This is a genomic window from Leptolyngbya sp. Heron Island J (assembly GCF_000482245.1).
Lineage (GTDB): Bacteria > Cyanobacteriota > Cyanobacteriia > Phormidesmidales > Phormidesmidaceae > Leptothoe.
On the sequence record NZ_AWNH01000103.1, the window covers coordinates 37,598 to 62,171 of the forward strand.

The following is a 24,574-nucleotide window of genomic DNA, read 5'->3' on the forward strand; positions in this document are numbered from 1 at the left end:
CATGACATGGCAAAACCCTTGGTTCGTGGCAACTGTTATCAATGCTGTTCTCGTCGCCATAGCATTTGTTAGCCCCAAAAAGCTCCTGACTCCCATGGGCTATCTCCACGCCTGGGTTTTGGGCGTTATCCTGTGGGGCTGTTTAGGCTGGCAGGCTTATTTTGTGACCCTGGTCTATTTTGCAGCGGGCTCTGCTGTGACCAAAGTTGGCTTTGCCCAAAAAGCAGCGGCAGGTATTGCCGAAGATCGTGGGGGGGTACGAGGCCCAGGCAATGTGTGGGGTTCAGCCCTAACAGCAGCCCTATGCGCCCTTTTGGTGTGGCTGACAGGGCTCACATCGGCAACGTTAGCCGGGTTATCCAGCACTCAGGTGGTCCAATTGCTGATCATTGGCTTTGTTGCCAGTCTGAGTACCAAGCTCTCGGACACCTCTGCCACTGAAATTGGTAAGGCCTATGGTCAGCGCACGTTTTTAATCACCACACTACAGCCGGTGCCTCGGGGCACTGAGGGAGCGGTCAGTCTGGAGGGGACTCTGGCGGGAGTGGTGGGGTCGCTGCTCCTGGCGGTGGCAGCTTGGGCAGTGGGGTTTATTCCCGCCATTGGCATTGTTATTTGTGCGATCGCAGCCTTTGTAGCCACGACCGTGGAAAGCCTGATTGGGGCCACCATCGAAGACAAGCTACCCGGTCTCACCCACGATGTGGTGAATATTATTAATACGCTGATTGGGGCCGTAGTTGCGATCGCGTTAGCCGCCGTGCCTGTTTTATCTGCCTAGGCTCAGGATTGTTTGTAAATCAGAACAAATAGATGTTGTAGATGATCGAGATTGGGGTAAAGTCCTAAAAACATTCTTATCACCCTAGGGAGTCTAGCGGTGTCCATCGCCCCTAAGCTCACACATCAAAACTTCGAAAACCGTTGGTGGCAGCTTATTCTGGCCCACTAGTTTTCTAGTTGGAGTGGTGAAAGCATAATTACTCAAAGATTTACTAAACTATCCCATGCTCTCCGAGGCTGAGCTGCCTAACTCACTGATTAGCACAACTGCCGCCCTGGCCAGCATTGCCCAACAATTTGTTGGCTATGGTACTGTGCAAACTATTCGTCCCCTGGGTAATGGCAACATTAACGACACCTACCTGGTCGATGCCGGGCAAACATTTGTTCTACAGCGCATCAATACCGAGGTGTTTCCCCAGCCACACCAGGTGATGGACAACCTTTGTCAGTTTATCAGCCACGCCCATCAACGCTTGGGTAAGGCTTCTCTAGCTCGTCGTTGGGAAGTCCCGACGGTGCTCAAAACCGACGACAATCAACACCACTGGATCGATCAGCAAGGCAACGTTTGGCGGGGGCTCAGCTTTGTTCAAGACACCACTACCTTTAACACCATCCAAAACCAGCAGCATGCCACTGAGATTGGCTATGGGCTTGGCTATTTTCACAGCTTGCTTAGTGATTTACCCTGCACTCAATTAGCAGATACGCTCCCAGGGTTTCACATCACCCCCAATTATTTGGAGCAATATGATGCGATTTTGCCCCAGGCTCAAGTGCGATCGCCCGAAGAAAATCATTGCTGCCAGCTGATTGCCGATCATCGTAGAAAACTCTCAATCCTGGAAGACGCTAAAGCTGAGGGGCATCTCCCCCTGCGCTCTATCCATGGTGATCCAAAGATTAACAACATTCTGATTGATACAGCAACGGGGCAGGCCGTGAGCTTGATCGATCTGGATACGGTCAAGCCAGGTCTTGTCCATTACGACATTGGTGATTGTTTACGCTCTAGCTGTAATTCCCTGGGAGAAGAAACCCGGCAGTGGCAGGCGGTGACGTTTGATGTGGAGCTGTGCGCTGTTGTACTAGAGGGATATCTTGCTAGTGCTCACATATTCCTTGACGCGGTGGAATATGACTATATTTATGACGCCATTTGGCTCATCACCTTTGAGCTGGGGCTAAGGTTTTTTAGCGATCACCTATCGGGGGATATTTACTTTAAGACACAGCGGCCCAATCATAACCTAGAGCGAGCCCTGGTTCAATTTCAGCTGGCTGAGAGCATTCGCACTCAAAAACAGGCTATTCAAACCGTAATTGATCAATTAAAAGCTCATTAATGTACTGACGCTGGATAGGTAGCCTAGAACTATTGAGTATGTACTGAGTTCTGAAAATAACCCCGTGAGCCATCGCCATACCAGCCTTACAGTCATTGGGGGCAATAGCAACTGCCTATTTAGAGACTTTGCACTCAGTACTTGTTCCCCTAGGAGATGTCTATGGCTGTACCATTTTTGCTGAAACCCTTTGAACCGATCTCTGATTTGGCAATTTCTGGTCGGGTGGTGCGATCGCAATCGGCCCTGACCGTAGAATACACACTTACTGGCGCGGTTGACGAGCTTGAAGTCCCCCCTGCCACTAGCGCAACCCCTAGTCGTCGCGATCAGCTCTGGCAGGACACCTGTTTTGAAGTTTTTATTGGTATCCCCGATTCAACTCGCTATTGGGAAGTCAACGCAGCTCCCAATGGGGATTGGAACGTCTATCGTTTTGATGACTATCGCCAAGCTATGGTAGCTGAATCCGCCTGTCAGCACGTATCCAGTACCTGGCAATCCATCACCAAGGGATACTATTTAACCCTGGAGCTGTCGACAGGTGGGTGGCTAGCCGTCGACCAGCCCCTGGAACTCGGCATTAGTACTGTCCTCAAAGCCAACAGTATCTCTTACTGGGCACTTGAACATACCGGCACAGAACCCGACTTTCACCGCCGAGATAGTTTTAGTCTAGTTGTTTAAATGGTTCAGGAGCCTGGCTCAAGTACACTACCTGAGTTGGATACGCAAACTCAATTCCTACTTGATCAAATTGTGCTTTAATCGCCAGATTGATCTGTTGTTGCACATCGCGATAGACCATATAGTCATTGGTCTCTACAAAGTAAACAACTTCATAATTGAGCCCAAAGTCACCAAAACCAGCAAAATGAGCCCGATCAAAGGCTACTTGAGGAAGCCCTTTGATAATATGGCTAACGATGATGGGAATTTGCTCTAGTTTATCGATATTAGTCCCATAGGTAACCCCCAGATAAAAGGCAATTCGCCGCTGAGCCATACGCTGAAAATTTTGAATACGCGAACCGATGAGATCGGTATTTGCCAGAATCAGTTGTTCACCATCGAGACTCTGAAGTCGGGTTGTTTTAATCCCTATTTGTTCGACCGTGCCCGCTAGCTGGTCAACAACAATAAAATCACCAATCTCAAATGGACGATCTAACAAGATTGAAAAATAGCTAAACAGATCTTGTAAGATGCCCTGGGAGGCCAAGGCAATGGCAACACCACCAATTCCTAACCCGGTAACGACTGCAGAAATATCAAATCCCAGGTTATCGAGCACAAAGACAATCCCAATTGCCCAGAGGACAACCCGTACAGCTGGAATTAATGCATTGAGGCTTTGGCGTAGATTGGGCTGAGCGCGGTGAATAAACCCATAGATACGCAAACCATATTCAGCCACTGAATCCACCAGTTGCAGCAGCAGCAAGGTGGCGATAATCACGCCAATGCCTTCCAGCAGTTGCGAGACCATGTCAGACAGCTGCAAGTTTTGGATGCTAACATAGCACACCCCCAAATAGAGCAGCCATAGAGCCGGTTGCTCAACCAGACGAATCAGCTGGTCGTCCAGGGTTGTGGTCGTGCGCTTGGCCCAGCGTTTAAGACGACCGAGAATCAGTCTTTTCAGCAGGTTTGCGATCACAAACCCCACACCAATATTAAGCAGTGCAACACCATACGCTTTGACCGGATTACCTAAAAAGGACTGCTGCAAAATGTCAGACACCATGGGGCCTACGTCATCACCATGTTTAGCGTAACAGGACAGACGATACACTATAAATCGCCAACATCAGTCAACTTAAAACCATTGTGGATTCTGTAAACATCCGTCGCGCCCAACCCAGTGATGCCAAAGACATTGCATACTTTAATCGAGCAATGGCTCAAGAAACGGAGAATAAAGACCTCATGCCCGATGTCATTTTAGCGGGGGTCAACACCTTACTAAACAATCCCGCCTATGGCTTTTACATTGTCGCAGAAGTAAACATGAAGGTAGTCGCCTGCTTGATGATCACAACGGAGTGGAGTGATTGGCGTAATGGCCTCTTCTGGTGGATTCAGAGCGTATTTGTATTGCCCGACTATCGTCGTCGCGGCATTTACCGTCAGATGTACTTGTTTATCAAAGAGCTTGCCACCAATGAGGCCAATGTCTGTGGCTTTCGCCTCTATGTCGAACAGGATAATACACGGGCACAAGAGACATACATCGCTCTTGGCATGCAACAGAATCCTTATTGCCTGTTTGAGGAGTTAAAAGCCAATGTCGATTACTATCGAAAAGCACTGTAAAACAACGAGAAACAGTTATAGAAAGTCAAAGCCACATAAAAATCCCGGTAACAGTTATCATTACCTGTTACCGGAACTATAGGAGTTACTACCCTACGGGCATCTCTACACCAAAGCAGTGACTAGTACCCGATGGCAGAAATTTGCAGCTATTTCATCTACCCATCCACCCATCGACTCATCCACTCATCCACATTGGATCGTGGGCAAACTTACGCCACAGAGTACTAGTGTACAAGCAGCCAGAAGCCACAAATAGCCAAGAATATGATCACGAGAATGATGAGTAAATAGTTAGGCTGCTTAGGAGGCGCTTCTGAAATGGTCACCTTAGCTACCTTACATTTACCCAGCTTGTATCCTTCACCAGGCTGCAGCTTAACAATGACAGTCTCATCTCCTTCACAAGCAACCTTATCCGCCAGAGGAGTCACATCAATGCAAACTTCTTTCTGTCCCTCTGGAATGGTTGCACTGCGACCAATGGACTTATAATCTTTACCTTCTTGCGCAGTCCCGCGCACATCATAAGTAATGACGGTATCCTGAGTCACGGGTTCTGCCGCACAAATTACAAACTTACCGCCATCAAGACACACTTCACCTGCGTAGGGTTCGACTGCTTTTGGATCAGGTGATTTGATGCAGACTACCGGAGCGGGTTTTAACAGCAGTGACGTTTCAATCTGGAAGTGGGATTTCGTAGTATGACGCTCCGCGAAAAACAGATCAAAGGAATAGGTTTTCCCTTTTTCTAAGACCAGTGTTTCACCTGAGTCTAGACCTTTTCTAAATTCTGTTTTGTCATCGTCAATTTTCATATCGATGGTTTCTGTCAGGGCTGAATGAACCCCCCCCAGATCGATTACCAGCTTGCCATCGATAAACACCCACAGGTCATCATCCCCAGTGAAGGTAAACTTCTCATAGCCCTGATAGGTAAATTTAGAATGGAGCTCGTAGGTAAAGTGATAGTTATGTGGGCGGCCTTCATTCCCAAACAAGTCATCATCAATGGGGAAGAATTCCGTATTCTCATAGGTGAAGACACCGTTACCGTCTGTGTCTTCTAGAACAATATCCAGCCGTTTGCCCAGATTGATATCGTCTACATCACGAAACCACTGATCAAAGTTCTCTTTGCCTGTAGTGGTTTTACCCTTTCCCCCTTTATAAATTGGTTTACTATCTTCATCCAGCTTCGGTCCAACAATGTTTTTTTCGGGGGCAATTACGTGCTCAAAATCATTGTGGCTGTCTTTGAAGTCGCGAACCTTACCGGATAATGTTAGTTGTGTCATGGGAGCTTCCTCAGTCTGAATAGAAGGCCATTTTTTATACAGTCGTTCTCGTGATTTTTCCAGATGATCACTTGTAACTCTGTCTAAACTCCTCCAGGGTACAGGCACAGGCCATTATGAAACTTCGTAACAGCGGTTCATAAAGTCATACACCCAAAAGATTTATGGTACGAATTAAAAAGCAATATTCAGGCGATTCTCATGTGGGCTAATCACAATAGGTCCAGTCTGCTGTTAGCTGCAAGCCCTTACCCATTACTATGTCAACTCAACGCCCTACTCCCTCATCACGTCGTGGATTACTAAAATATCTGGGATTGTTAACGGGTGCAGTTGCCTTACCCCACGCCCTGAAAACATTGGGAACACAACAACCTTCAGCTTCAGAGCAGCCTATTTTGGCTTCGGAGCTATCAGCCACCCCCCTAGCGATCGCAAATCTCAATCCTCACCGCGTTGCATTAATCAAAACAACAGATCGGAGCAGCGGCATTCGTCGGGCAATTGAACTGTTACAGCCTTCAGACTTTAGTAACAAGCGAGTTTTTATCAAACCCAACTACAACACAGGCGATCCAGCACCAGCTGCCACCCATCCCGCGGTATTAGAAACCTTAGTACAAGAAATTCAGAGTGCTGGAGCCAGCACCATCACAGTCGGCGATCGCTCAGGGATGGCAGATACGCGTCAGGCGATGACACAAATGCAAGTGTTTGACCTGGCTCAACGCTATGGGTTTAACACCGTTGTATTTGATGAGCTGGATCGAGACGACTGGCAGTATTTTGCTGCGGCAGGCACCCATTGGTCCCGTGGGTTTGCCATCGCCCGTCCTGTTCTCAATGCAGATGCGATTGTCAACCTATGCTGTCTCAAAACCCACCGCTTTGGGGGACATTTTACTCTTTCCTTAAAAAATACCATTGGTATGGTGGCTCGCTATGTACCGGGGGATAACCATGACTACATGCGTGAACTACATCGTTCTACCCACCAAAGGCTCATGATTGCTGAAGTCAATAAAGCCTATCGCCCCTCGCTGGTGATCATCGATGGTGTAGATGCTTTTGTGAATGGGGGACCTGAACAAGGCCAGCGGGTTCAAGCCGGAGTAATTCTAGCCAGTACAGATCGCATTGCTGTTGATGCGGTGGGAATCGCCATATTGCGAAAGTTAGGCACAACTCGTGAAGTATCTGGAGGCTCAATCTGGAGCCAGGCTCAAATTCGCCGGGCCGCAGATCTGGGCTTAGGAGCCATCAATGCAGACCAAGTGGAACTCATCACCGCAGATCAAGCCAGCGTTCAAATGGCTGATGAAATTCGCCAGTTTTTAACTTAGGAATAAAGGTTCAATTCGATCCAAACAATCGTGTAAAACCCTTTGCGGCACAACAACAAGAACAATCCGTTCTCGTTAAGTGGCGTCAAAATCAAACAGCCAGGTCTTTAAGGGCTACTAAAACTGTTTGCACTAGCGTTTTTCATACCTGAGACGTTTTTGCTTGCGCTAGGGTATCAATGGTCATCTCCTCATACTTTTCAAAGGGCTGATGAATCCATGGATTAGTTTCTAAATAACTGACATAGTAATCGGGCTTAATAACGGAGCACTTCTTATACCAAATCACAGCCGTTTTGATGTCATCAATGTAAAACCCATATCGATGTTCTAGCCAACGAATACTGCGCTGCAGGCTCTGTCCTGAATCCACTAAATCATCGACCAAAAGGACGTGGGTGCCGAGATTCGTCGTCGTCATGCTGAGATCTCTGGAAAACGTAATTGCTCCACGTGTGCGGTTACCTTCACCGCCATAGGATGACGTTGACAGAATCGCCAGGGGTTGGCCAGAAATTCGGCACAGAATATCCCCGATCCGTAGGCCACCTTTAGCCAGACACACAATCTGATTAAACTGCCATCCTGATTCATGAATAGCGATGGCCAAATTTTCAATGGCCTGGTAATAATCTGCCCAGGATACGTATAGGTCGCTATCGGAAGAAGCATTAGACGCTGTGAGATCAGAGGTGGCTGTCATGGATAACTTAGAAAAAGGGATGACACAAATAGAGCAATAATATAGCGTTGCTCCATTGCCTGGGAATAAGTCTTGCGCTCAAGGCTTTGACCTGGGCAAGGGCAAAAGGGGTTAGTGTGATGCTTGATGTGACTGTACAGTTACGGTTGAGCCTCATTCTACAGATGATTTAATAATTCCTAGCCATCTCCCAACACTATGGAAACTTCAGGTAAACCTTTGCATCCACCAAAACTGACTTGGTCCACAAAGCTGGCCTACGGGGCTGGGGATATGGGAGCTGGTTTAACGTCTAATCTGCTGGCATTTTCATTTTTGATCTTTTTAACCAATGTTGCTGGCTTAGAACCCCTGACCGCAGGGACGGTGCTGCTAATTGGTAAAATTTGGGATGCGGTGAATGATCCATTGGTAGGTATCCTTAGCGATCGCACCCGTACCCGCTGGGGGCGACGCTATCCATGGATAGCCTTAACAACTATCCCGTTTGGCCTCACCTTTTACTTGAATTGGATAGTCCCAGGATTCACCAGCCAAACCGCCCTATTTTGTTACTACGTCATTGCCTCTATCCTGTTTCAGGTATTTTTCACCACCACCAATTTGCCCTATTCCACGCTGACAGCCGAAATCACCGAAGACTATGACGAGCGAACAGAGTTGACCTCGTTTCGGCTATCGTTTTCGCTAATTGGTGCTGTTTCAGTTCTAGCAATGGGGTTAGTCGTCAGTAACCTGGTTGCCAATCCCGAGCAGCAATACCGGGTCTTAGGCCTCATCGGCGGTGGCATTTCCATTGCGACCCTTTGCTGGTGTGTTTTAGGGACCTTTCCCCACTATAAAAACCGAGCTGCCTATCGTGGACAGTCGCTCGATGACACTGAAATAGAAGATAGCGATTCATTTTTCCAACAGCTAAAAATTGTTTTTAGCAATCGGCCCTTTTTATTTGTAGTTGGCATCTACCTATTTTCATGGCTAGCGTTGCAAATTACAGCCACAATTATTCCTTTCTACGTCACCTTTTGGATGGGGGCCAATGATTACTTTTTAGCGGCCCTGTTGGTCCAAGGAACCGCTATTCCCATGATGGCCCTATGCAACGTTCTATCCAAACGTGTTGGCAAAAAAGGACTATATTTCCTAGGCAGTGGTATCTGGATTCTGGTGCAAATTGCCCTCTTTTTTCTACAGGCAGGCCAGCTGGGTATCTTATACGGTCTTTGCCTGGTAGCGAGCTTTGGCGTAGCTACCGCTTACGTCGTGCCCTGGTCAATTTTGCCAGACGTCATCGAACTCGATGAGCTGAATACGGGTCAACGACGTGAAGGCATATTTTATGCATTTATGACTCTGCTACAAAAAATGGGCTTAGCCGTTGGTATTTTTCTAGTCAGCTTAGCCCTGCAAACCTCAGGATTTATCGCAGAAGCTGCCACTCAGCCAGAGTCGGCCCTACTAGCAATTCGCTTCTTTATGGGACCAGTTCCCCTCATACTGCTGATTTTTGGCATGGTTCTGGCCTACTTTTACCCAATTACCAAAGCTACCCACGCTGAAACCTTACTCAAGCTAGCTGAACGTCGGCAACAAACCCAGTAGACTATCAATTAACCTAACCGACTTGCGCCCACCTCGGCAGGTTCTGAAGCCGATAGCTCGGTCATCAAGTAGTGTTTAGCTAAATCCAAAAATGCTTTAGCCCGATTAATATGCTGTTTGGCATCCGCCAGGGTTGCCTTATCACCATGGGAATAGTCTGCTCGCAGTCTGGCGGTGAGGCCATCCTCCAAATAGGTGCCATAGGGCTGAAACAGGGGGGTTTGGGCCGAAAACCGCTCTGTAAACAGAGTATTGACTGCTTCGTTTTGAGTGGGTATAGCTGTCGTCTGGTCTAGAAGAAGCGCTTCTGCCACGTACAGCATGGCGTAGTAAGCACGGGAAATAGCAATATCGTAAAAGTGACTATGGGCCAGTAGCTGAGCTGCTTTAATATTCTCCTTTGCATTGAAGAGGCGCTGCTTTTGCTCAGACTTCATGAACAAGAACTCCGGAAACTCTGAAAACATCCGTCCAAGCGGACATTAAACCATAAATTGACGTCAATCTACTGTCGTATCCTGACAATATGGGGGAGAGATGCATAAATTACCGCATACCGCCAGATAGCTGACACACCTCAGCCACAGACATTAGAAACGTCCTAGATAAAGGGTAGTATCGTTTGCAGAGTTTGTTCAACAAAATTCTATGGCCCAGTTTTTGGGCTGTCGCCTTTATCATGCAAGAAAGGAAATTTTGTGTTAGAGGTGATGCTGTGAGGTTATGCCGAGGACAGGGTGAGTAACATCAATTTGGTGGGCACCAGTCTGCAAAATGGGAAATATTTGATTGAAAACGAACTAGGGCGCGGTGGGTTTGGCGTCACCTATCGGGCTGTGCATCAAACCCTGAATCAGATTGTGGTGATCAAAACACTACGATGGCCAGCCAATGATGCGGAGAAAGCTCAGCAGCTGCAGCAATTTCAGGCAGAGGCTCGTCGTTTAGCCCAGTGTCAGCATCCTCACATTGTCAATGTAACGGACTTTTTTATCGAGGCAGAGCGGCCCTATCTGGTGATGGATTTCATTCCAGGGCAGCCGCTATCGGAGCTAATTTTTCCCAACCGTCCCCTGCCAGAAACTACAGCGCTGCAATATATGCGGCAAATTGCTAGTGCCTTGCAGACAGTTCATAATCAGGGCTTACTGCATCGGGATGTCAAACCTCAGAACATCATGGTCAATCAAGGTAATGCCGTTTTGATTGATTTTGGCATCGCCCGAGAACTGATTAGCGGTCAAACTCAAACCCATACCAATTTAGTATCTGAAGGATACGCCCCGCTGGAACAATATTTACCGAAGGCTCGCCGTACAGCTGCTGCGGATGTGTATGGTCTGGCTGCTACGCTTTATTCTGCGGTCACGGGGCAGGTGCCTGTGGCCTCGGTGTTGCGATCGCACCATCCCCTAACTCCCCCTAGACAGCTCAACCCTAAACTCAGCCCTAGAACCGAGCAGGCCATTCTACAGGGCATGGCCCTAGAACTTGCTCAGCGGCCCCAGTCAATGGCTAGCTGGCTGACACTGTTATCAGCTCGCGGCGCTATAAAGACTCTGTCGACCCAACCTACTCAGGTTGTTGCCCCTGACAGACCCTCTGGCCATGTTTTCCATAGTGAAACAGGGAATGAGCTGTCCTCAGCTGCCACAGCAGTAGCCCCTCAAAAACAAAACAGTCAGCCCTCCAAGCGGCCGGGGCCGGGGCTTTTGGGTACCCTGATCAAAACAACAATCTCGTTAACTGTCCTGGGACTACTAGGCGGTCTGGGGTTTGCTGGATATCGGCTTTATCAAGCCGCTCAACAAACCTTCAATGACCTCCAAGAAAAAACAGCAGACTTACCGGAAGTTTCTATTCCTGAAGTCTCTTTACCGGAAGTCACCCTGCCCAACTTAGAAGAAATTCTGCCGGACTTATCCACCACACCAACAGATATCGAGATAACTGAGCCCGACGTGCCAACACCGGCAGCTCAGCCAGAGACGTTACCACCGCTCATCTTAAGTAACAGTGGCAACCCCAGTACAGCTACTCCTGGCAGTGGCAACATTGTGCCTGTTCCTGGTTTTGCCCCTGGCACTGCGGCCACAGCTGTGATTAATCGCTTGGGAGAACCCACACGCAGATCGGTCTCACCCTCGGCCACCACAGCCGTCTATGAGCTTGATCCCAATCGTGCCACTGTTGCCTACATTTATGATGCGTCTGGTCGTACGATCCAGCAAACTGAAGCTGTCTTCGCCCCTGCTTATGATCGCTTGATCATGAGAACAGCCTTGACCGGCATGCTTAACGGTCGGTCCACCCGAGCTATTGAAACTGGTTTAGACCAAGTTCGTACTGGCGAAATAGAGCGCTATCCATTTGAACAAAATGGTCTACGCGGTAGCATTGAACGCAACAACAATGGGTTTATTCACATCCATGTGCGGTAAGAGAATAATGAATATTTAATATCCAAAGCTGCTGGTTGGTCATTAATAGCCAAGCACTGCGACCAACCAACAACCAACGCCTATTCGTTTTCTAGATTGAAGATAAAGGGGGCCTGGCCTCCCTTTTCTCCCATCACTAACACCCTGGGCATCTGAGAACCACCGGCTTTCCAGGCTTCAATGGCTTCTTTCTGCAGCACCAGTTCACCCCCTTGGGCCTTTAAGGTTTCGGCCAATAAACGCTGGGCTTCGGCGCGACCTTTGGCCCGGTTGATTTCTGCCTGGGCTTCTTGTTCAGCCTGCTGGGCTACATACACAGCTCGACGAGCACTTTGCTCAGCAATTTGCTTTTCTTCTACCGCTCGGGCAAATTCTTCTGAAAATGAGAGATCAACCACACTCGTGTCGAGAATGATGATGCCGTACTTTTCTAGACGGCTACTGAGAGCATCGTCAAAATCTTCCTTAAGCTTGGTTCGTTGTGTAATTGCCTCTTCTACAGTACGACGGGCAGCCGCAATCTTAAAGGATTCCTGGGTCTGGGGGGCAATGATCTTGGTAACTACGTTGGCCAACGTTCCCTGCTTTCTGCGGATTTCCACAATGTTGCTAGGATCTAACCGAAAGTTAATGGCAAACCGAGCCCGCAAATCCTGCAGATCCTTCGTGGAACTTTCGGCAGGTACCTCAAATTTTTGAACTGTGACATCGTAAATATCCACAAAAGACACCAAGGGTGGCTTAAAGTGAACTCCTTCTAATAAAGGGGCATTTTGGGCTTTTCCTAAAATGCTTAAGACACCAGCCTGTCCAGGGTTGATGATGACCAAAGTGCTAGTCAAAATCAGGCCGGTAATAATGGCCAAAAGTGCGATCGCAGCTGGCTGCCAGCTACCCGTCCGAGCGCTCAAAATCAATTCCTCCGATATACATGGATGAAAATTTTGCCTAGAAAATTTTCTTTCCCCAACGTATCCTAACCTTCCGGCAAACCACTGACCACTCCATTGCCAGCAATTACTCTGCCAATTGGGTAAGCAGGCTGAAAATGAGCCAGTGCAGCCTCAGCCTGATCCGCAGGCACGATGACCACAAAACCAATGCCCATATTAAAAGTCTTAAACATTTCAGCCAGAGCAACATCACCCGCCGCCTGCAGCCATTTAAAGATCGGTAATATTGGCCAGCTCTCAGCCTCTATATATATAGATTGATTTTCCCCCAGACAGCGAGGCAAATTTTCAGGAAACCCGCCGCCCGTAACATGGGCCATGGCATGAATCTCTAAACCACGCTTAAGAGCAGCCAGTACAGGTTTTACATAGAGCTGCGTCGGGGTCAGCAGCACATCTCCTAAGGACTGGCCCAACAACATCTCAGGACATTCATCCCAGCCATACCCCACAGACCGACTGTCGGTCCTACCGACTAAGGTCTCTTGTCGGGGAGCTTCTGCCATAATTTTGCGCACTAGACTATAGCCGTTGCTATGCACACCACTGCTAGGCAAGCCAATTAACACGTCCCCTGTGCGCACTTGAGAACCGTCTAAGATGGCGCTTTTCTCCACAATACCTACACAGAACCCGGCCATATCATACTCACCCTGGCCATAAAAGCCAGGCATTTCAGCCGTTTCTCCACCTAGCAGCGCACACCCCGACTGGCGACAGCCGTCAGCTACACCTGCCACCACCTGAGTCAGCTGCTCAGGCGCTAATTGTCCCGTAGCTAAATAATCCAAAAAATAAAGTGGCTCAGCCCCTGATGTCAGTACATCATTGACACACATCGCTACGAGATCAACACCGACCGTATTATGGCGATTGAGCCTGTGAGCCAGCTTCAGCTTGGTACCCACCCCGTCTGTTCCTGAAACGAGAACGGGCTGTCGATATCCCTCAGGCAGTTCAAAATAGCCGCCAAATCCACCTAATCCACCTAAAACCCCAGGCCGATGGGTCCCTTCTACCAGGCTGCGAATGGTTTCCACAAATGCCCGACCCGCCTCAACGTCCACCCCTGCTTGCCGATAATCCATAGCCCTTACAAAAAATGACTTGATTACTTTACGACAGCACCGCTACGCCTTTGTCAGGTCCATCGTGCTGGATACGGGTCAAAACCTTCATCAAATGTTCGTCAACAAGAACATTTGGGTCATGGAAACTAAACAAGACAGCAGACTAGTCACCCAGAACGTACTGTAAACTTGCTTGGTATCTATTAATAATCTGTAATCATCCTAAAGTCATACATAATTTTTCAAAAACTAATTGCTCCATTGGGACAGATAGGAAATTGTCTACAAACCTTGTTATTCATGGCTCAGCGCTCATCGATGAAGAAACTGTGAAGTTATGGTGGCCAGCCATTGTCTGTTTTTACGGGCGAAAATGCGGATTTAAATCACAAATTGTTCGTGATAGATTAGCTCGCGTTGCCATTTTTTTGTCCGCGATGCATTGTCATCTTGAAGCTGCCCTGTTCAATCTATTGAATTTGCCACTTCTTGCTCTGCGATGTAGACGCATACGCCTGGTGCAATCTGGTTTATGAACAAAAGTTTTATGAGTCGTGTAGCAGCCGCAGCGTTGCTTGCTACCGTCGTTCCAATGTCTGAACGGGCCTACGCCCAAGCATCTTACACAGCTGACGACAAAGCTCTTGAAGCTTTAACCACTGAGTCCTTTTTAGAATCTTCCTCGACCAACCCTCTACAACAATCTCTTAGGTCGACGACCACCGTTCGAGTTAATGCCCATGTCCACGAAGATAGGCAAGCCGCAACGGTCTACGTAAGAAATATTCCTGTTCTCACCTACATCGACACTGAAGTATCCGTCGCCAACGACGTCGTTTCCGGCTGGTTGCCTTTGGAGACCTCTACTCCAGCTCCAGCTGATGATGTGATTATCGATGCCAAAGCAATGGCCGCTCGGCTAGAGCAGCTGAGCGACTATGGGACCGCTCTAACGGCTCACTGGGATGATGGTGACTATGTGGTGATGGCTGGAGATAGGCCACTGGTGACATTGGGCGATACAGTACAGCTGCCCGATGCTACCGATAATGAAGCAGAAAATCTGCTGCAGGTGACTAACCGCTTGCGGCGTTTGCTTGGAGATGGTGCAGCTGAACCGATTACTGAGGTGATTGGCAGACCGGCTCCGGCCCAGCAAGTGGCAGCTGTTCGTTCTAGCTACAGCGGCATGGCCTCTTGGTATGGCCCTGGGTTTCACGGTCGCAGAAGTGCCAGTGGTGAATCCTTTAACCAGAATGCAATGACCGCCGCTCATCGGACATTGCCCTTTGGTACTGAGGTACTTGTGACGAACTTAAACAACGGGCGTCAGGTCGTTGTGCGGATCAATGATCGTGGTCCCTTTAGCCATGGCCGGATTATTGACCTGTCAGCCGGAGCTGCTAGTGCTATTGGCTTAAGAGCAGCGGGTGTAGGTCCTGTAAAGATTGAAGTCATGCCCTAAAGACATCAGGAATGCTGCCTGGTGTTGTCATTGACTTGCCTCTCAGGTGCCACAGAAGCGTTAGCCCTGTGGCCCATATCTGCTAATACTCAGCCCCTGCTGTAAAACCGCCGGGCCTTGCTGAGTAGCCGTTGATGCATTAACAACGGTGGTATGGCGGTCTGCTATCGTTAAACCTTGTGTTTAGCGAGGTGTTTGGGGACTGTTTTGCGGTTACTAAAAACGGTAGAGGGACTGGGATGCTGGTTAGGGAGTCAGTCAGGTTCTGTTGGCTTGGTGCCAACCATGGGAGCATTGCATGAAGGGCATCTCAGTCTAATTCGTCAGGCTCGTCGCGATAATGATATCGTTGTTGTCAGTATCTTTGTAAATCCACTTCAGTTTGGCCCTAATGAAGATTTAGAGGCCTATCCTCGCACCTTAGAAGTGGACGCAGCGCTGTGTGAAGTAGCCAAGGCTGATTGTATCTTTGCACCATCACCCTTGGATTTCTATGGGTCTGACTTTAATCAACCGAACGCGCTGGTTAAGGTGATTCCCCCACCGACACTAGCTCAGCCTTTATGCGGTCAGTTTCGACCTGGTCATTTTGATGGGGTGGCTACGGTGGTTACTAAGCTCATCAGTTTGGTCCGTCCCCAGCGCTCCTATTTTGGCCAGAAGGATGGTCAACAGCTAGCTATCATTCGCCAGCTGGTCCGCGACCTGAATCTGCCGGGGGCTGTAATTGGTTGTCCAATCGTGCGGGAGGCTGACGGTCTGGCCCTAAGTTCTAGAAATCGGTATTTAGACGGGCAAGAACGCCAACAAGCAGTTATACTCTATCGGGGGTTGAGGAGAGCTGAGCAAGAATTTAGAGCAGGTGTGCGATCGCAACATTCTCTCGTGCGCATCGTCTTACAGTACTTAGAAACGGCACCTGCTGTTGTTCCTCAGTATATAGAACTAGTAAATCCATATACGCTAGCCCCCTTAGAAAAAATCGAAACAGTTGGTATGTTGGCAGTAGCAGCACTTGTAGGTACGACCCGATTAATTGATAACGTTGTATTACGCGCACGGCGACCCATCATTGCTATTGATGGTCCTGCTGGAGCTGGTAAATCGACCGTAGCGAGACAGTTAGCTCATCAATTAGGGCTACTCTACTTAGACACAGGTGCTATGTATCGTGCTTTCACCTGGTACGTTCTATCCCAAGGATGTGACCCCGAAGATGAAGTCGCTGTTGCTGACCTCTTACCCAAGTGTGACATCAAGCTTGTTGCCAGAGCATCAGATCACGGTCCCCAACCACCAGAAGTCTGGGTTAACGACACCTCAGTTACCCAAGCCATTCGCACCGCAGCAGTCACCGCCAACGTATCCACGATCGCTGCCCAGGGCTCTGTGCGTGAAGCACTAGTTAAACAGCAGATGCAATACGGCTTAGCGGGTGGCGTTGTTGCTGATGGCCGAGATATTGGCACCCATGTCTTTCCCGACGCTGAGCTAAAAATCTTTTTAACTGCATCGGTAGAAGAGCGCGCCCGACGACGCCAGAGAGACTTGGCCAGTCGTAGTCAGCCCGTTCCTGAGCTGGCCGCATTGACCCAAACCATCAGTGAACGCGATTACAAAGACAGCACGAGAGAAATTTCTCCCCTACGCCAGGCCGATGATGCCATTGAAGTTGTTACAGATACTCTCGCCATCGACAGCGTTATAGATAAACTCTTAACGCTTTATGAAGAGAATGTTGTGACTGAAGATAAGCCATAGCAACGCTCAAAAGGCTCGGTAGGGCTCGATTAAAAATATCTATGAAGTAAATATACGTAAAATGGCCCAAATTTTTGGGCCATTGCTTTTTGAATTTACGTATTTACGGCGAAGCTTTTTCTTAGAACCCCAGGGGAAAATAATAGTAATTCTGAAGAACGCGTGCAAGGCACCTTTCATCCGAGGGGGCATTTGGATGATGGTTTCAATCTTGTGGAAACGCGTTTTACAGGTGAGCTGTCTGACCCTGGGGGCTTTATAGGGTCAGACATTTTTCTTTTAAACGTTTGGGACGTTGCATGCAACGTCCCAAACGTTTAAAGACGCATCTAGAAAGATCTTCTAAAAGACCACAGATAAAATCTCCTCGCTCACGTCAAAGTTAGCGGTCACCGATTGCACGTCATCGAGATCTTCTAAAGCATCCATCATCTTTAACAGAGACTTGGCCTGGTCAGTATCGGTGACATCCACAGTATTACTTGGCACCCAGCGTATTTCAATATCTTTCACCTGATAGCTCTCGGCTTTGAGATGATCGCTGAGAGTCTCTAGATCGCCAGGAGGGCACAATACCTCCGCGCCAGGAGTATCCTCATCTACCTCGGTTAGCTCATAGGATTCGGCTCCTCCTTCAATGGCGGCTTCTAGCAGGGTGTCTTCATCTAGCTCGCCTACTACGACAACAACACCTTTTTGCTCAAACATCCAGCCGACACAGCCGGTTTCCCCCAGGTTGCCGCCGTTCTTACTAAAAGCGGCCCGCAGATCGGCGGCGGTGCGATTGCGATTATCGGTCAGAGCTTCCACCAGCACTGCCACACCGCCAGGACCATAGCCTTCATAGCGAATGGCTTCTAGGTCGCCATCGCTGCCTAGTTTGCCAGTGCCTTTTGCGATCGCACGATCAATGTTGTCATTGGGAACGCCTGCTGCCTTGGCCTTATCAATGGCTGTGCGCAGCTGAAAGTTACCATCCGGGTCACCGCCGCCATGTTTCGCCGCCACAATAATTTCTCGCGACAGCTTGGCAAACACCTTGCCTTTAACGGCATCAACCCGCGCCTTTTGGCGCTTAATATTTGCCCATTTACTATGACCTGCCATAAAGGTGCTACTTGTCCTATCACTAGCCCACCATTTTAGCGAGAAGTTTTGCGACCAAATTGGAAAGCTTGAGGAAGAAAAGGGCAGTGGGGAAATTGCTCAGTGCTTAGGTGTCAGTCATGGACAAAACTGTCAGGGTGCCACCCCACTACTCTCTGACACTTCCTGTTAAGCAATCTGTCCAGCCCGCACCGCTGCGCCAATCAAGCCGACGCTCTGATTAGTGACCAAATGAACAGGTACATCTTCGAGCAGCGGACTCATTCGCCCTTTATGGCCAAAGGCCGATAGAAAACTACCGTCGCGGATCAGGGGCATATTTTTGGCAGTCACACCCCCAGCTACGTAGAGGCCCCCATAGGGCAACAGCATGAGGGCTAAATCACCGGCAGCTGCACCATAGGCATCGATAAAAATTTCCATGGTGCGCTCGGCGGTACGGTCGGTGGTTGCCGCTCCGGAAATCGCTGCGGCTGGATCTGGCAGTTCGCTCCGTTTGCCTGCGCCGCGTTCCCAGTTGCTGACAATCTCGGCCAGCTCTTTAGACTCGGTGGCAAAGTCGCGATCGCGCAAAAACTGATATATCGAAATGATTCCTTGACCTGAAACTACCCGTTCTACAGAGACACGGGAAATCGAATGTTTTTCTAAAAGATATTGCCTCAATTGAAATTCCAGCTCTGAGCGGGGGGCAAAATCCACATGGCCACCTTCGGATGGAAACACCTGATAGTGGCCATTGCGGTTAATCAAAAACCCTTGACCCAGCCCCGTGCCCGCCCCAATGATGGCAATTGGAGCATCCGGGTGAACGTCACCAGTTTGTAGCGTGACGACATCCTCTGACTTGAGACCCAGCACCCCATAGCCAACCGCCGCAAAATCATTAATCAGCTCGACTACCTTAAGATCGAGTTCATCGGCAATGCGATCGCCGCTCAGTAGCCAGGCCAGATTGGTCAGCTGAGAACGATTGTCGATCACAGGGCCTGCGATGGCAAAACAAGCCGCTTGGGGTTGAGCCGAGACCGGAGCGGTCGCCAAAAAGTCTTTGACCATAGGCACCAGATCGGTGTAGTCACTACTGACAAATCGTTGTTCGTAGAGGGTTTCTTGAGCACTATCTGCGGTGCTGTCCGCCTGTACTAAACGCAGAATAGTTTTAGTACCGCCAATATCACCAGCCAATAGTTGAAGCATAATAGTTTCAAAATAAATTCAAACTTAGAGAGAGCTGCTCAGACCGATTGAAAGCATCGTTCAAACCAGGTCTGCATCGCTCAAAGATAAATTCTGAGCCCCCAGGCAAAATCATCCTCCACGTCAGCCCCAGGATTCTTAGAAAGATGTTAAGAGCTAACCTCTATGCTTGATGATTTCTTAAAGGATAATTGCCTACAGCCTGTTCAACATCATCTATCGCAGTCAGTGTTATGCCCTCCCAACTAACCACGCCCATAGTCGACATTCTAGACCGCGCCCTAAACGGTCAGGATATTTCGCCAGATGACGGCATCGCCTTACTAAGCCAGCCTACTGCCGCCGCCCGAGAGACCATCCGAGCGGCGGCTGATCAGCTTCGCCAGCAACAGGTGGGTGATACTGTCACCTATGTCATTAATCGCAATATAAATTACACCAATATCTGTGAACAGCACTGTAGTTTTTGTGCGTTTCGTCGAGATGAAGGACAGCCAGGAGCATACTGGCTTAACTGGGAAAACATTCTTGAAAAAGCCACGGCAGCCGTTGAGACCGGGGCAACGGAAATCTGCATGCAGGGAGGTCTGAATCCGACAGCAAAAGTCAATGACCGTTCATTGGACCACTATCAACAATTGGTGACAACGATCAAGGACAAATTTCCTCAGCTCCATATCCATGCTTTTTCACCGCAGGAAGTGCAGTTTATTGCCCGTGAGGATGGTTTAACATTTGCCACGGTGATCCGAGAACTGGCCCAGGCGGGTGTTGGTTCGCTACCCGGCACTGCCGCTGAAGTGCTGGATGATCGGGTGCGACGGGTGCTGTGTCCTGAAAAAATTGATGCCACGACCTGGGTGGAGATTGTCACGACGGCCCATGAGCTAGGGATGCCTACCACCAGTACCATGCTATCCGGCCATATTGAAACGATTGAGCAGCAAATTGGCCATTTTGAAACACTTCGCCAGCTACAGCAGCGCTCCTTATCTCAGGGTGAGACCGGCATTAGTGAATTTATCTTGCTGCCGTTTGTCGGCCAAGATGCTCCGGCTCCTTTGCGTAAGCGAGTGGGTCGTGACCAGCCGGTGATAGCCGATGCCCTCTTGCTCACCGCAGTTGCCCGGATTTATTTGGGTCGCTGGATCAAAAACCATCAGCCGAGCTGGGTCAAACTAGGTCTGGACGGCGCTACTGAGGCACTACGTTGGGGCTGCAATGACATTGGGGGTACCCTGATGGAAGAGCATATTACCTCCATGGCCGGAGCCCAGGGGGGAACCTGTCAATCGGTGGCAGATTTGACGGGTGCGATCGCCACCCTCAACCGTCCCAGCCAACAGCGAGATACTCTGTACAACCTGATTTCAGCCAATTATTAACAGACGCATCCAATCGTTAATGTTTGCTCCAATCTAGTTCTATTCCCGTGGCAGATTTGTAGAGTAGTTCAGGATATTCACACATCCAATGTCTTAGTTCTCACCGCCCCGTTAGCTGCATGCTCAAACTTATCAGCATCTTGCCACCGGCCAAGCAGCATAAGCTCCGTAAACATCTCAACCAACATCGTTCACTACTGACATTAGACACCTCCAGCTATGGCATAGGACGGCAACGTTACTGGTTAGAACATGAGCCCGTTTTAGGCAGCTGTGGCCGTTCCTATCAACTGGCTGTGCGTCAGCCTCAATTTTGGCATTTCTGCCAAACCATCTATCAACGGGCCTATCGTATTGGTCTGCCGGATCAAGAGGCTCTGCAACCCGATGTGGGCTTAGTTGCCTATGGCGGCATTGGCATTCGAGAGCATCGTGACGATCCCTATGCCGCCTGTCCAGCCGTCAGTATTAACCTGTCCACCAGCCCGACCCAGTGGGGCTATACCGCCAACTATGCTGGCTATGACAAACGCTATCCCAGGCGAGCCCAGGAGCAAGTTCATCGATTGCCACCGGGAGCGATTGTCATGTTCAATAGTCAAAATCCGCACCGTGTGATCAATCCCGATCGCGAACGCTGGTCGATTAATCTATGGCGGATCTCCTCCTCCTCTCGACCTTATTTCCAGAGCTATTTAGAAGCCCATCCCTTAACCCACAATAATACGGTAAGCTTTTTCTCACAGGTGGGAGAAAAAGTCTATGGCCAAAATCGAGCAGAAGGACGTGCAAATTGGGGACCTACAGTGGGTTTACCGTGAACTAGTCCCTGATAATCCCAACGATAAACCGCCTGTCTTGATGCTCCATGGTTTAGTCTCCCAAAGCTATAGCTGGCGGGAGGTCATGCCCGCCCTGGCAGCCCAGGGATTTCGTAGCATTGCGCCCGACTGGATTGGTCACGGTTCATCGTCTAAACCTGACAAGCGTCAGTTTGCCTATGACCCAACCACCTATCTCAATGCCCTGAGTGAATATATTGACACCCTGGAACTGAGCCGATTTTCCCTGGTCGTTCAGGGTTTTTTGGGAGCAACCGGGCTCCTGTATGCTGCTCAGCATCCCGACAAAATTGAGAAGCTGATTATTCTCAATACGCCCCTGCCTCCCAAGGCAAATTTACCGTTGCCAGTAAAGATGATGGGCTGGCCTTTTGTCGGTGACATGATGACCCAGGACCCGCTGTTAGTGGATCGCACTCTAGAAGGCGGTGGCCCTTATCAGGTATCTGATGAAGATCTGGATATCTATCGTCGCCCATTTCTCAAAAGTTCTGATGTGGGTCGTGCCTTGATGTGGACCATCCGCGCTATGAAAATGCCCCAAATCACCGAACAGATTGCCCAGGGATTTGCCAATTGGCCACGACCTACCCTGGTGGCCTGGGGCATCTCGGACCCCTGGCTATCGGCGGCGGATGCTAAGACATTTGCCCAGGGTCTAGATGACGGGGAATATGTGGAACTTGAAGAAGTGGGTCACTATGCCCAAGAAGATTGGGCAGAAAAAGTGAGTGAAGCCGTGGTGCCGTTTTTACGCAAGCAGGAATTCTAACGATAAATTTTCTGGTGTTGCTGAGGCTCGGGATGATGTCATCTACAAGATGCTGGTGAATGGTCGTTGCTGATCCATCGGTGTAACCTCCAAATCAGCAACGGCATTATTCTTTGTTAGGCAGCTGTTTTTTTAACTCTGCTAACAATATTGCCTGTTCTTCCTGCAGGCTGTTGAGTCGCTGTAAGATTGTTGCGATTTGTTGTTCTTGAGAGGTTTCTGGGGTCGTTGTTTTGGTCAGTAGCCAGCGACCCAGGGAGAAGGGAGAACGACCCAGCCACTTGAGAAGACGATGGAGCAGCTGGCCGGTGAGGGAGATACTGAGCTGCAGCAAGATGATTAGGGTAATTGCGATCGCAACCAGCCAGTAGGGATGATGTAATCCCCACAAAACTGCTGTCTCGGTCGGTGTCAATACCGCGCCAACGCCTAATCCCACTAACAATAGACTACCCCCCATCAATCACCGCCACCCCCCATCAATCAACCCTTAATCATCCCGTCGGTCACGTCGCCATCGCTTGCGATGTTGTAACTCACGCTTTACCGCAATACTCCACTTATCGACCAGGGTGATCATTGCAGGCATATCCCGAGAGACCTTATCTTCCCAGCCTAGCTCAGCTACTACCGACTTAAAGGTACGACGTTTGGTCATGCGATAAGCAATTTCTTCCACCTCATGCCAGGTCAAATTGCTTTCAATATTCGCTTTAGTAATTACGGTCAACAGATTGGTATATCGATTTCCCTCCGCTTCAGTCATCATCGTGTGGGGAATATCTAACACGCGCGCAAAGCTGTGATACCAGCAGTAGGGCTGATGTTCGAGTGCCGCCTCAAAAAAACGCTTATGGTCATAGTTATTCACAGCGCGATCGCTTTCACTAGAAACCATAAAAATTGGGGCAATGGAAGACTTTTTAATGCGCTTAAAGTTGTATTTGGCGATCCGCAACACCGCCCGCAGGGCAGAAATCTCAAACCCTGGATAGCTAGGTCCCAACAGTTTTTCCCATTCAAAATACGTATCGATATGTTTAACAAACAAATCGATCACCTTGCTACTAGAACTAAAATAGGGCGCAAACAAAATTGTCCGGTAGATTTCATCTGTTTTTTCCATCGCCAGCCAGGTAGCCAGCGTGGCACCACCGGATAACCCCCCAATCACGACCTGGGACCCCATCATCCTGGCAATTTTGAGCCACTGCAAACCAAATTTTAGATAGATGCGTGGATCATCGGTTAGCGGTGGGGGGTTGCCAGGTCCCCACTGGCCTGCCAGACCATGGCCTGGCAGTAAAGGCACCAGTACATTAAACCCAGCTTTGTGCAGCATCTGGGCCATGGGAATAAACTGGTATGGCCCAGCAGTGAAACCATGAAAAAATAAACAAACCTTGTCAGTTGGTTGACTATGGAACAAAAAATATGAACGACAAAGCTGGTCAATCAGCGATAGCTTTGACTCACGCGCCGATATTTTTTGCTCTAGCACCGTTTTAAGCGTCAGGTAATCCGCCATAGTAACGTGATGTCTGGACACAGTCGCATACTAACGCCCAGACTCGGCATATTCCGAAAAGATTGCGAGACTGCTTAATATCTGGCTCGGAGTCTACTGTGCTCAGAATAGGGGTGGAAAATCAAGTGCTTTAAGAGGACCATTGACGGGAACAGTCGCGATCATTATTCGGCGGGTGGCTCCTCTTGCAAATCGGCATTATTCGTCAGCAAAATCACTTCACCACTGCCATCTACGATGCATGAACCCTTCTCCTCAGGGAGTTCTACCATGGACCACAGGATCAAATAGGTGCCATCTTCCATCGCTTCTGAGGGTTCAAGCTTTGGCGTTCGTTCAAGGGTGGCTAGGGTTTCGTAACAGCTGCGGGCAATGGCTTCGACATCATCTGGAATCACCGGCTTTTTGGGGCCACAGGAACTGATGCCGCTGAACAGCAAGAGCAGCAGCAAACAATTCAGCCTGGTAGCGCCTGAGCCCAGGTAGCGCTTACGTTGTGCCGCGCGGCACTTAATAGATATCCTTGACAGAATCATTCCTTAAACCGGTAACGCCCTTACAATCAATAGGAGCTGGTACAGCAAATGTGCATTAGGATATTTGCGCATTACATTGGTGGCGTCATCAATACCTTACAAGGTACTCAGTCTCAT

The 24,574-nt window shown here is 49.1% G+C and carries 23 protein-coding genes; 12 read left to right on the top strand and 11 right to left on the bottom strand.

What is annotated here, in order from left to right:
* Window position 1: 1 nt before the first annotated feature.
* The 3 genes from N836_RS66120 to N836_RS66130 all read left to right on the top strand — a co-directional run bounded on the left by N836_RS66120 (window position 2) and on the right by N836_RS66130 (window position 2,819).
* Window positions 2-781, top strand: coding sequence for a TIGR00297 family protein (locus N836_RS66120; protein WP_023075774.1), 780 nt, complete (start codon window positions 2-4; stop codon window positions 779-781).
* Between the two features lie 226 nt (window positions 782-1,007).
* The gene (locus N836_RS66125) at window positions 1,008-2,132 is read left to right on the top strand and encodes a phosphotransferase enzyme family protein (RefSeq protein WP_023075775.1); all 1,125 of its coding nucleotides are present in this window, start codon (window positions 1,008-1,010) and stop codon (window positions 2,130-2,132) included.
* Window positions 2,133-2,294: 162 nt separating this feature from the next.
* Window positions 2,295-2,819: a DOMON-like domain-containing protein gene (locus N836_RS66130; RefSeq protein WP_023075776.1), complete on the top strand. Its 525-nt coding sequence runs from the start codon at window positions 2,295-2,297 to the stop codon at window positions 2,817-2,819.
* On the opposite strand, the gene N836_RS66135 is transcribed toward N836_RS66130, so the two are convergent.
* Window positions 2,803-3,879 (bottom strand): mechanosensitive ion channel family protein, encoded by a 1,077-nt coding sequence (locus tag N836_RS66135; RefSeq protein ID WP_023075777.1) that lies wholly within the window; start codon window positions 3,877-3,879, stop codon window positions 2,803-2,805. The genes N836_RS66130 and N836_RS66135 overlap by 17 nt on opposite strands.
* Window positions 3,880-3,962: 83 nt before the next feature.
* Here N836_RS66135 and N836_RS66140 point away from each other — a divergent pair, with 83 nt between their 5' ends.
* Window positions 3,963-4,448 carry a GNAT family N-acetyltransferase gene (locus tag N836_RS66140; protein WP_023075778.1) on the top strand — a complete coding sequence of 162 codons (486 nt, stop codon included), beginning with the start codon at window positions 3,963-3,965 and terminating at the stop codon, window positions 4,446-4,448.
* 227 nt (window positions 4,449-4,675) lie between these two features.
* Here N836_RS66140 and N836_RS73860 read toward each other — a convergent pair whose 3' ends face one another.
* Window positions 4,676-5,749, bottom strand: a complete 1,074-nt coding sequence (locus tag N836_RS73860; RefSeq protein ID WP_023075779.1) for a fibro-slime domain-containing protein — start codon at window positions 5,747-5,749, stop codon at window positions 4,676-4,678.
* A 260-nt stretch (window positions 5,750-6,009) separates the two neighbouring features.
* On the opposite strand from N836_RS73860, the gene N836_RS66145 reads away from it, so the two are divergent.
* Window positions 6,010-7,092, top strand: a complete 1,083-nt coding sequence (locus tag N836_RS66145) for a DUF362 domain-containing protein (RefSeq protein ID WP_023075780.1) — start codon at window positions 6,010-6,012, stop codon at window positions 7,090-7,092.
* Between the two features lie 142 nt (window positions 7,093-7,234).
* Here the strand turns inward: N836_RS66145 and N836_RS66150 are convergent, their stop codons facing one another.
* The gene (locus tag N836_RS66150; RefSeq protein WP_023075781.1) at window positions 7,235-7,795 is read right to left on the bottom strand and encodes a phosphoribosyltransferase; all 561 of its coding nucleotides are present in this window, start codon (window positions 7,793-7,795) and stop codon (window positions 7,235-7,237) included.
* Between the two features lie 198 nt (window positions 7,796-7,993).
* Between N836_RS66150 and N836_RS66155 the strand changes: the two genes are divergently transcribed.
* Window positions 7,994-9,397, top strand: a complete 1,404-nt coding sequence (locus tag N836_RS66155; protein ID WP_023075782.1) for an MFS transporter — start codon at window positions 7,994-7,996, stop codon at window positions 9,395-9,397.
* An 8-nt stretch (window positions 9,398-9,405) separates the two neighbouring features.
* Here N836_RS66155 and N836_RS66160 read toward each other — a convergent pair whose 3' ends face one another.
* On the bottom strand, window positions 9,406-9,834 hold the full coding sequence (locus N836_RS66160) for a HEPN domain-containing protein (protein ID WP_023075783.1): 429 nt from the start codon (window positions 9,832-9,834) through the stop codon (window positions 9,406-9,408).
* A 300-nt stretch (window positions 9,835-10,134) separates the two neighbouring features.
* On the opposite strand from N836_RS66160, the gene N836_RS66165 reads away from it, so the two are divergent.
* The gene (locus N836_RS66165; RefSeq protein ID WP_023075784.1) at window positions 10,135-11,838 is read left to right on the top strand and encodes a serine/threonine-protein kinase; all 1,704 of its coding nucleotides are present in this window, start codon (window positions 10,135-10,137) and stop codon (window positions 11,836-11,838) included.
* Window positions 11,839-11,918: 80 nt separating this feature from the next.
* Here N836_RS66165 and N836_RS66170 read toward each other — a convergent pair whose 3' ends face one another.
* Both N836_RS66170 and purM read right to left on the bottom strand, forming a co-directional pair.
* Window positions 11,919-12,749, bottom strand: coding sequence for a prohibitin family protein (locus N836_RS66170; RefSeq protein WP_152532264.1), 831 nt, complete (start codon window positions 12,747-12,749; stop codon window positions 11,919-11,921).
* 65 nt (window positions 12,750-12,814) lie between these two features.
* Window positions 12,815-13,879, bottom strand: a complete 1,065-nt coding sequence (gene purM, locus N836_RS66175) for a phosphoribosylformylglycinamidine cyclo-ligase (protein WP_023075786.1) — start codon at window positions 13,877-13,879, stop codon at window positions 12,815-12,817.
* A gap of 529 nt (window positions 13,880-14,408) precedes the next feature.
* Here purM and N836_RS77735 point away from each other — a divergent pair.
* Window positions 14,409-15,326 (top strand): septal ring lytic transglycosylase RlpA family protein, encoded by a 918-nt coding sequence (locus N836_RS77735; RefSeq protein WP_071789094.1) that lies wholly within the window; start codon window positions 14,409-14,411, stop codon window positions 15,324-15,326.
* A gap of 207 nt (window positions 15,327-15,533) precedes the next feature.
* Window positions 15,534-17,087 carry a bifunctional pantoate--beta-alanine ligase/(d)CMP kinase gene (locus N836_RS66185; RefSeq protein WP_031294001.1) on the top strand — a complete coding sequence of 518 codons (1,554 nt, stop codon included), beginning with the start codon at window positions 15,534-15,536 and terminating at the stop codon, window positions 17,085-17,087.
* A 342-nt stretch (window positions 17,088-17,429) separates the two neighbouring features.
* Here the strand turns inward: N836_RS66185 and N836_RS66195 are convergent, their stop codons facing one another.
* Both N836_RS66195 and N836_RS66200 read right to left on the bottom strand, forming a co-directional pair.
* Complete coding sequence (locus N836_RS66195; protein WP_023075790.1) at window positions 17,430-18,194, bottom strand: YebC/PmpR family DNA-binding transcriptional regulator; 765 nt, start codon at window positions 18,192-18,194, stop codon at window positions 17,430-17,432.
* 168 nt (window positions 18,195-18,362) lie between these two features.
* Window positions 18,363-19,394 (bottom strand): glucokinase, encoded by a 1,032-nt coding sequence (locus N836_RS66200; RefSeq protein ID WP_023075791.1) that lies wholly within the window; start codon window positions 19,392-19,394, stop codon window positions 18,363-18,365.
* A 233-nt stretch (window positions 19,395-19,627) separates the two neighbouring features.
* Between N836_RS66200 and cofH the strand changes: the two genes are divergently transcribed.
* From cofH to N836_RS66215, 3 genes are all read left to right on the top strand, one after another.
* A complete protein-coding gene (cofH, locus tag N836_RS66205; protein WP_023075792.1) occupies window positions 19,628-20,779 on the top strand; it encodes a 7,8-didemethyl-8-hydroxy-5-deazariboflavin synthase subunit CofH in 1,152 nt (383 codons plus the stop codon).
* A gap of 119 nt (window positions 20,780-20,898) precedes the next feature.
* On the top strand, window positions 20,899-21,600 hold the full coding sequence (locus N836_RS66210) for a hypothetical protein (RefSeq protein WP_023075793.1): 702 nt from the start codon (window positions 20,899-20,901) through the stop codon (window positions 21,598-21,600).
* Window positions 21,542-22,393: an alpha/beta fold hydrolase gene (locus N836_RS66215; RefSeq protein WP_031294003.1), complete on the top strand. Its 852-nt coding sequence runs from the start codon at window positions 21,542-21,544 to the stop codon at window positions 22,391-22,393. Before N836_RS66210 ends, N836_RS66215 begins: the two co-directional genes overlap by 59 nt.
* A 106-nt stretch (window positions 22,394-22,499) precedes the next feature.
* Here N836_RS66215 and N836_RS66220 read toward each other — a convergent pair whose 3' ends face one another.
* The 3 genes from N836_RS66220 to N836_RS66230 all read right to left on the bottom strand — a co-directional run bounded on the left by N836_RS66220 (window position 22,500) and on the right by N836_RS66230 (window position 24,457).
* A complete protein-coding gene (locus N836_RS66220) occupies window positions 22,500-22,853 on the bottom strand; it encodes a hypothetical protein (protein ID WP_023075795.1) in 354 nt (117 codons plus the stop codon).
* 30 nt (window positions 22,854-22,883) lie between these two features.
* Window positions 22,884-23,921: an alpha/beta hydrolase gene (locus N836_RS66225; RefSeq protein ID WP_023075796.1), complete on the bottom strand. Its 1,038-nt coding sequence runs from the start codon at window positions 23,919-23,921 to the stop codon at window positions 22,884-22,886.
* A 164-nt stretch (window positions 23,922-24,085) separates the two neighbouring features.
* Window positions 24,086-24,457, bottom strand: a complete 372-nt coding sequence (locus N836_RS66230; RefSeq protein WP_152532265.1) for a hypothetical protein — start codon at window positions 24,455-24,457, stop codon at window positions 24,086-24,088.
* Window positions 24,458-24,574: the final 117 nt, after the last annotated feature.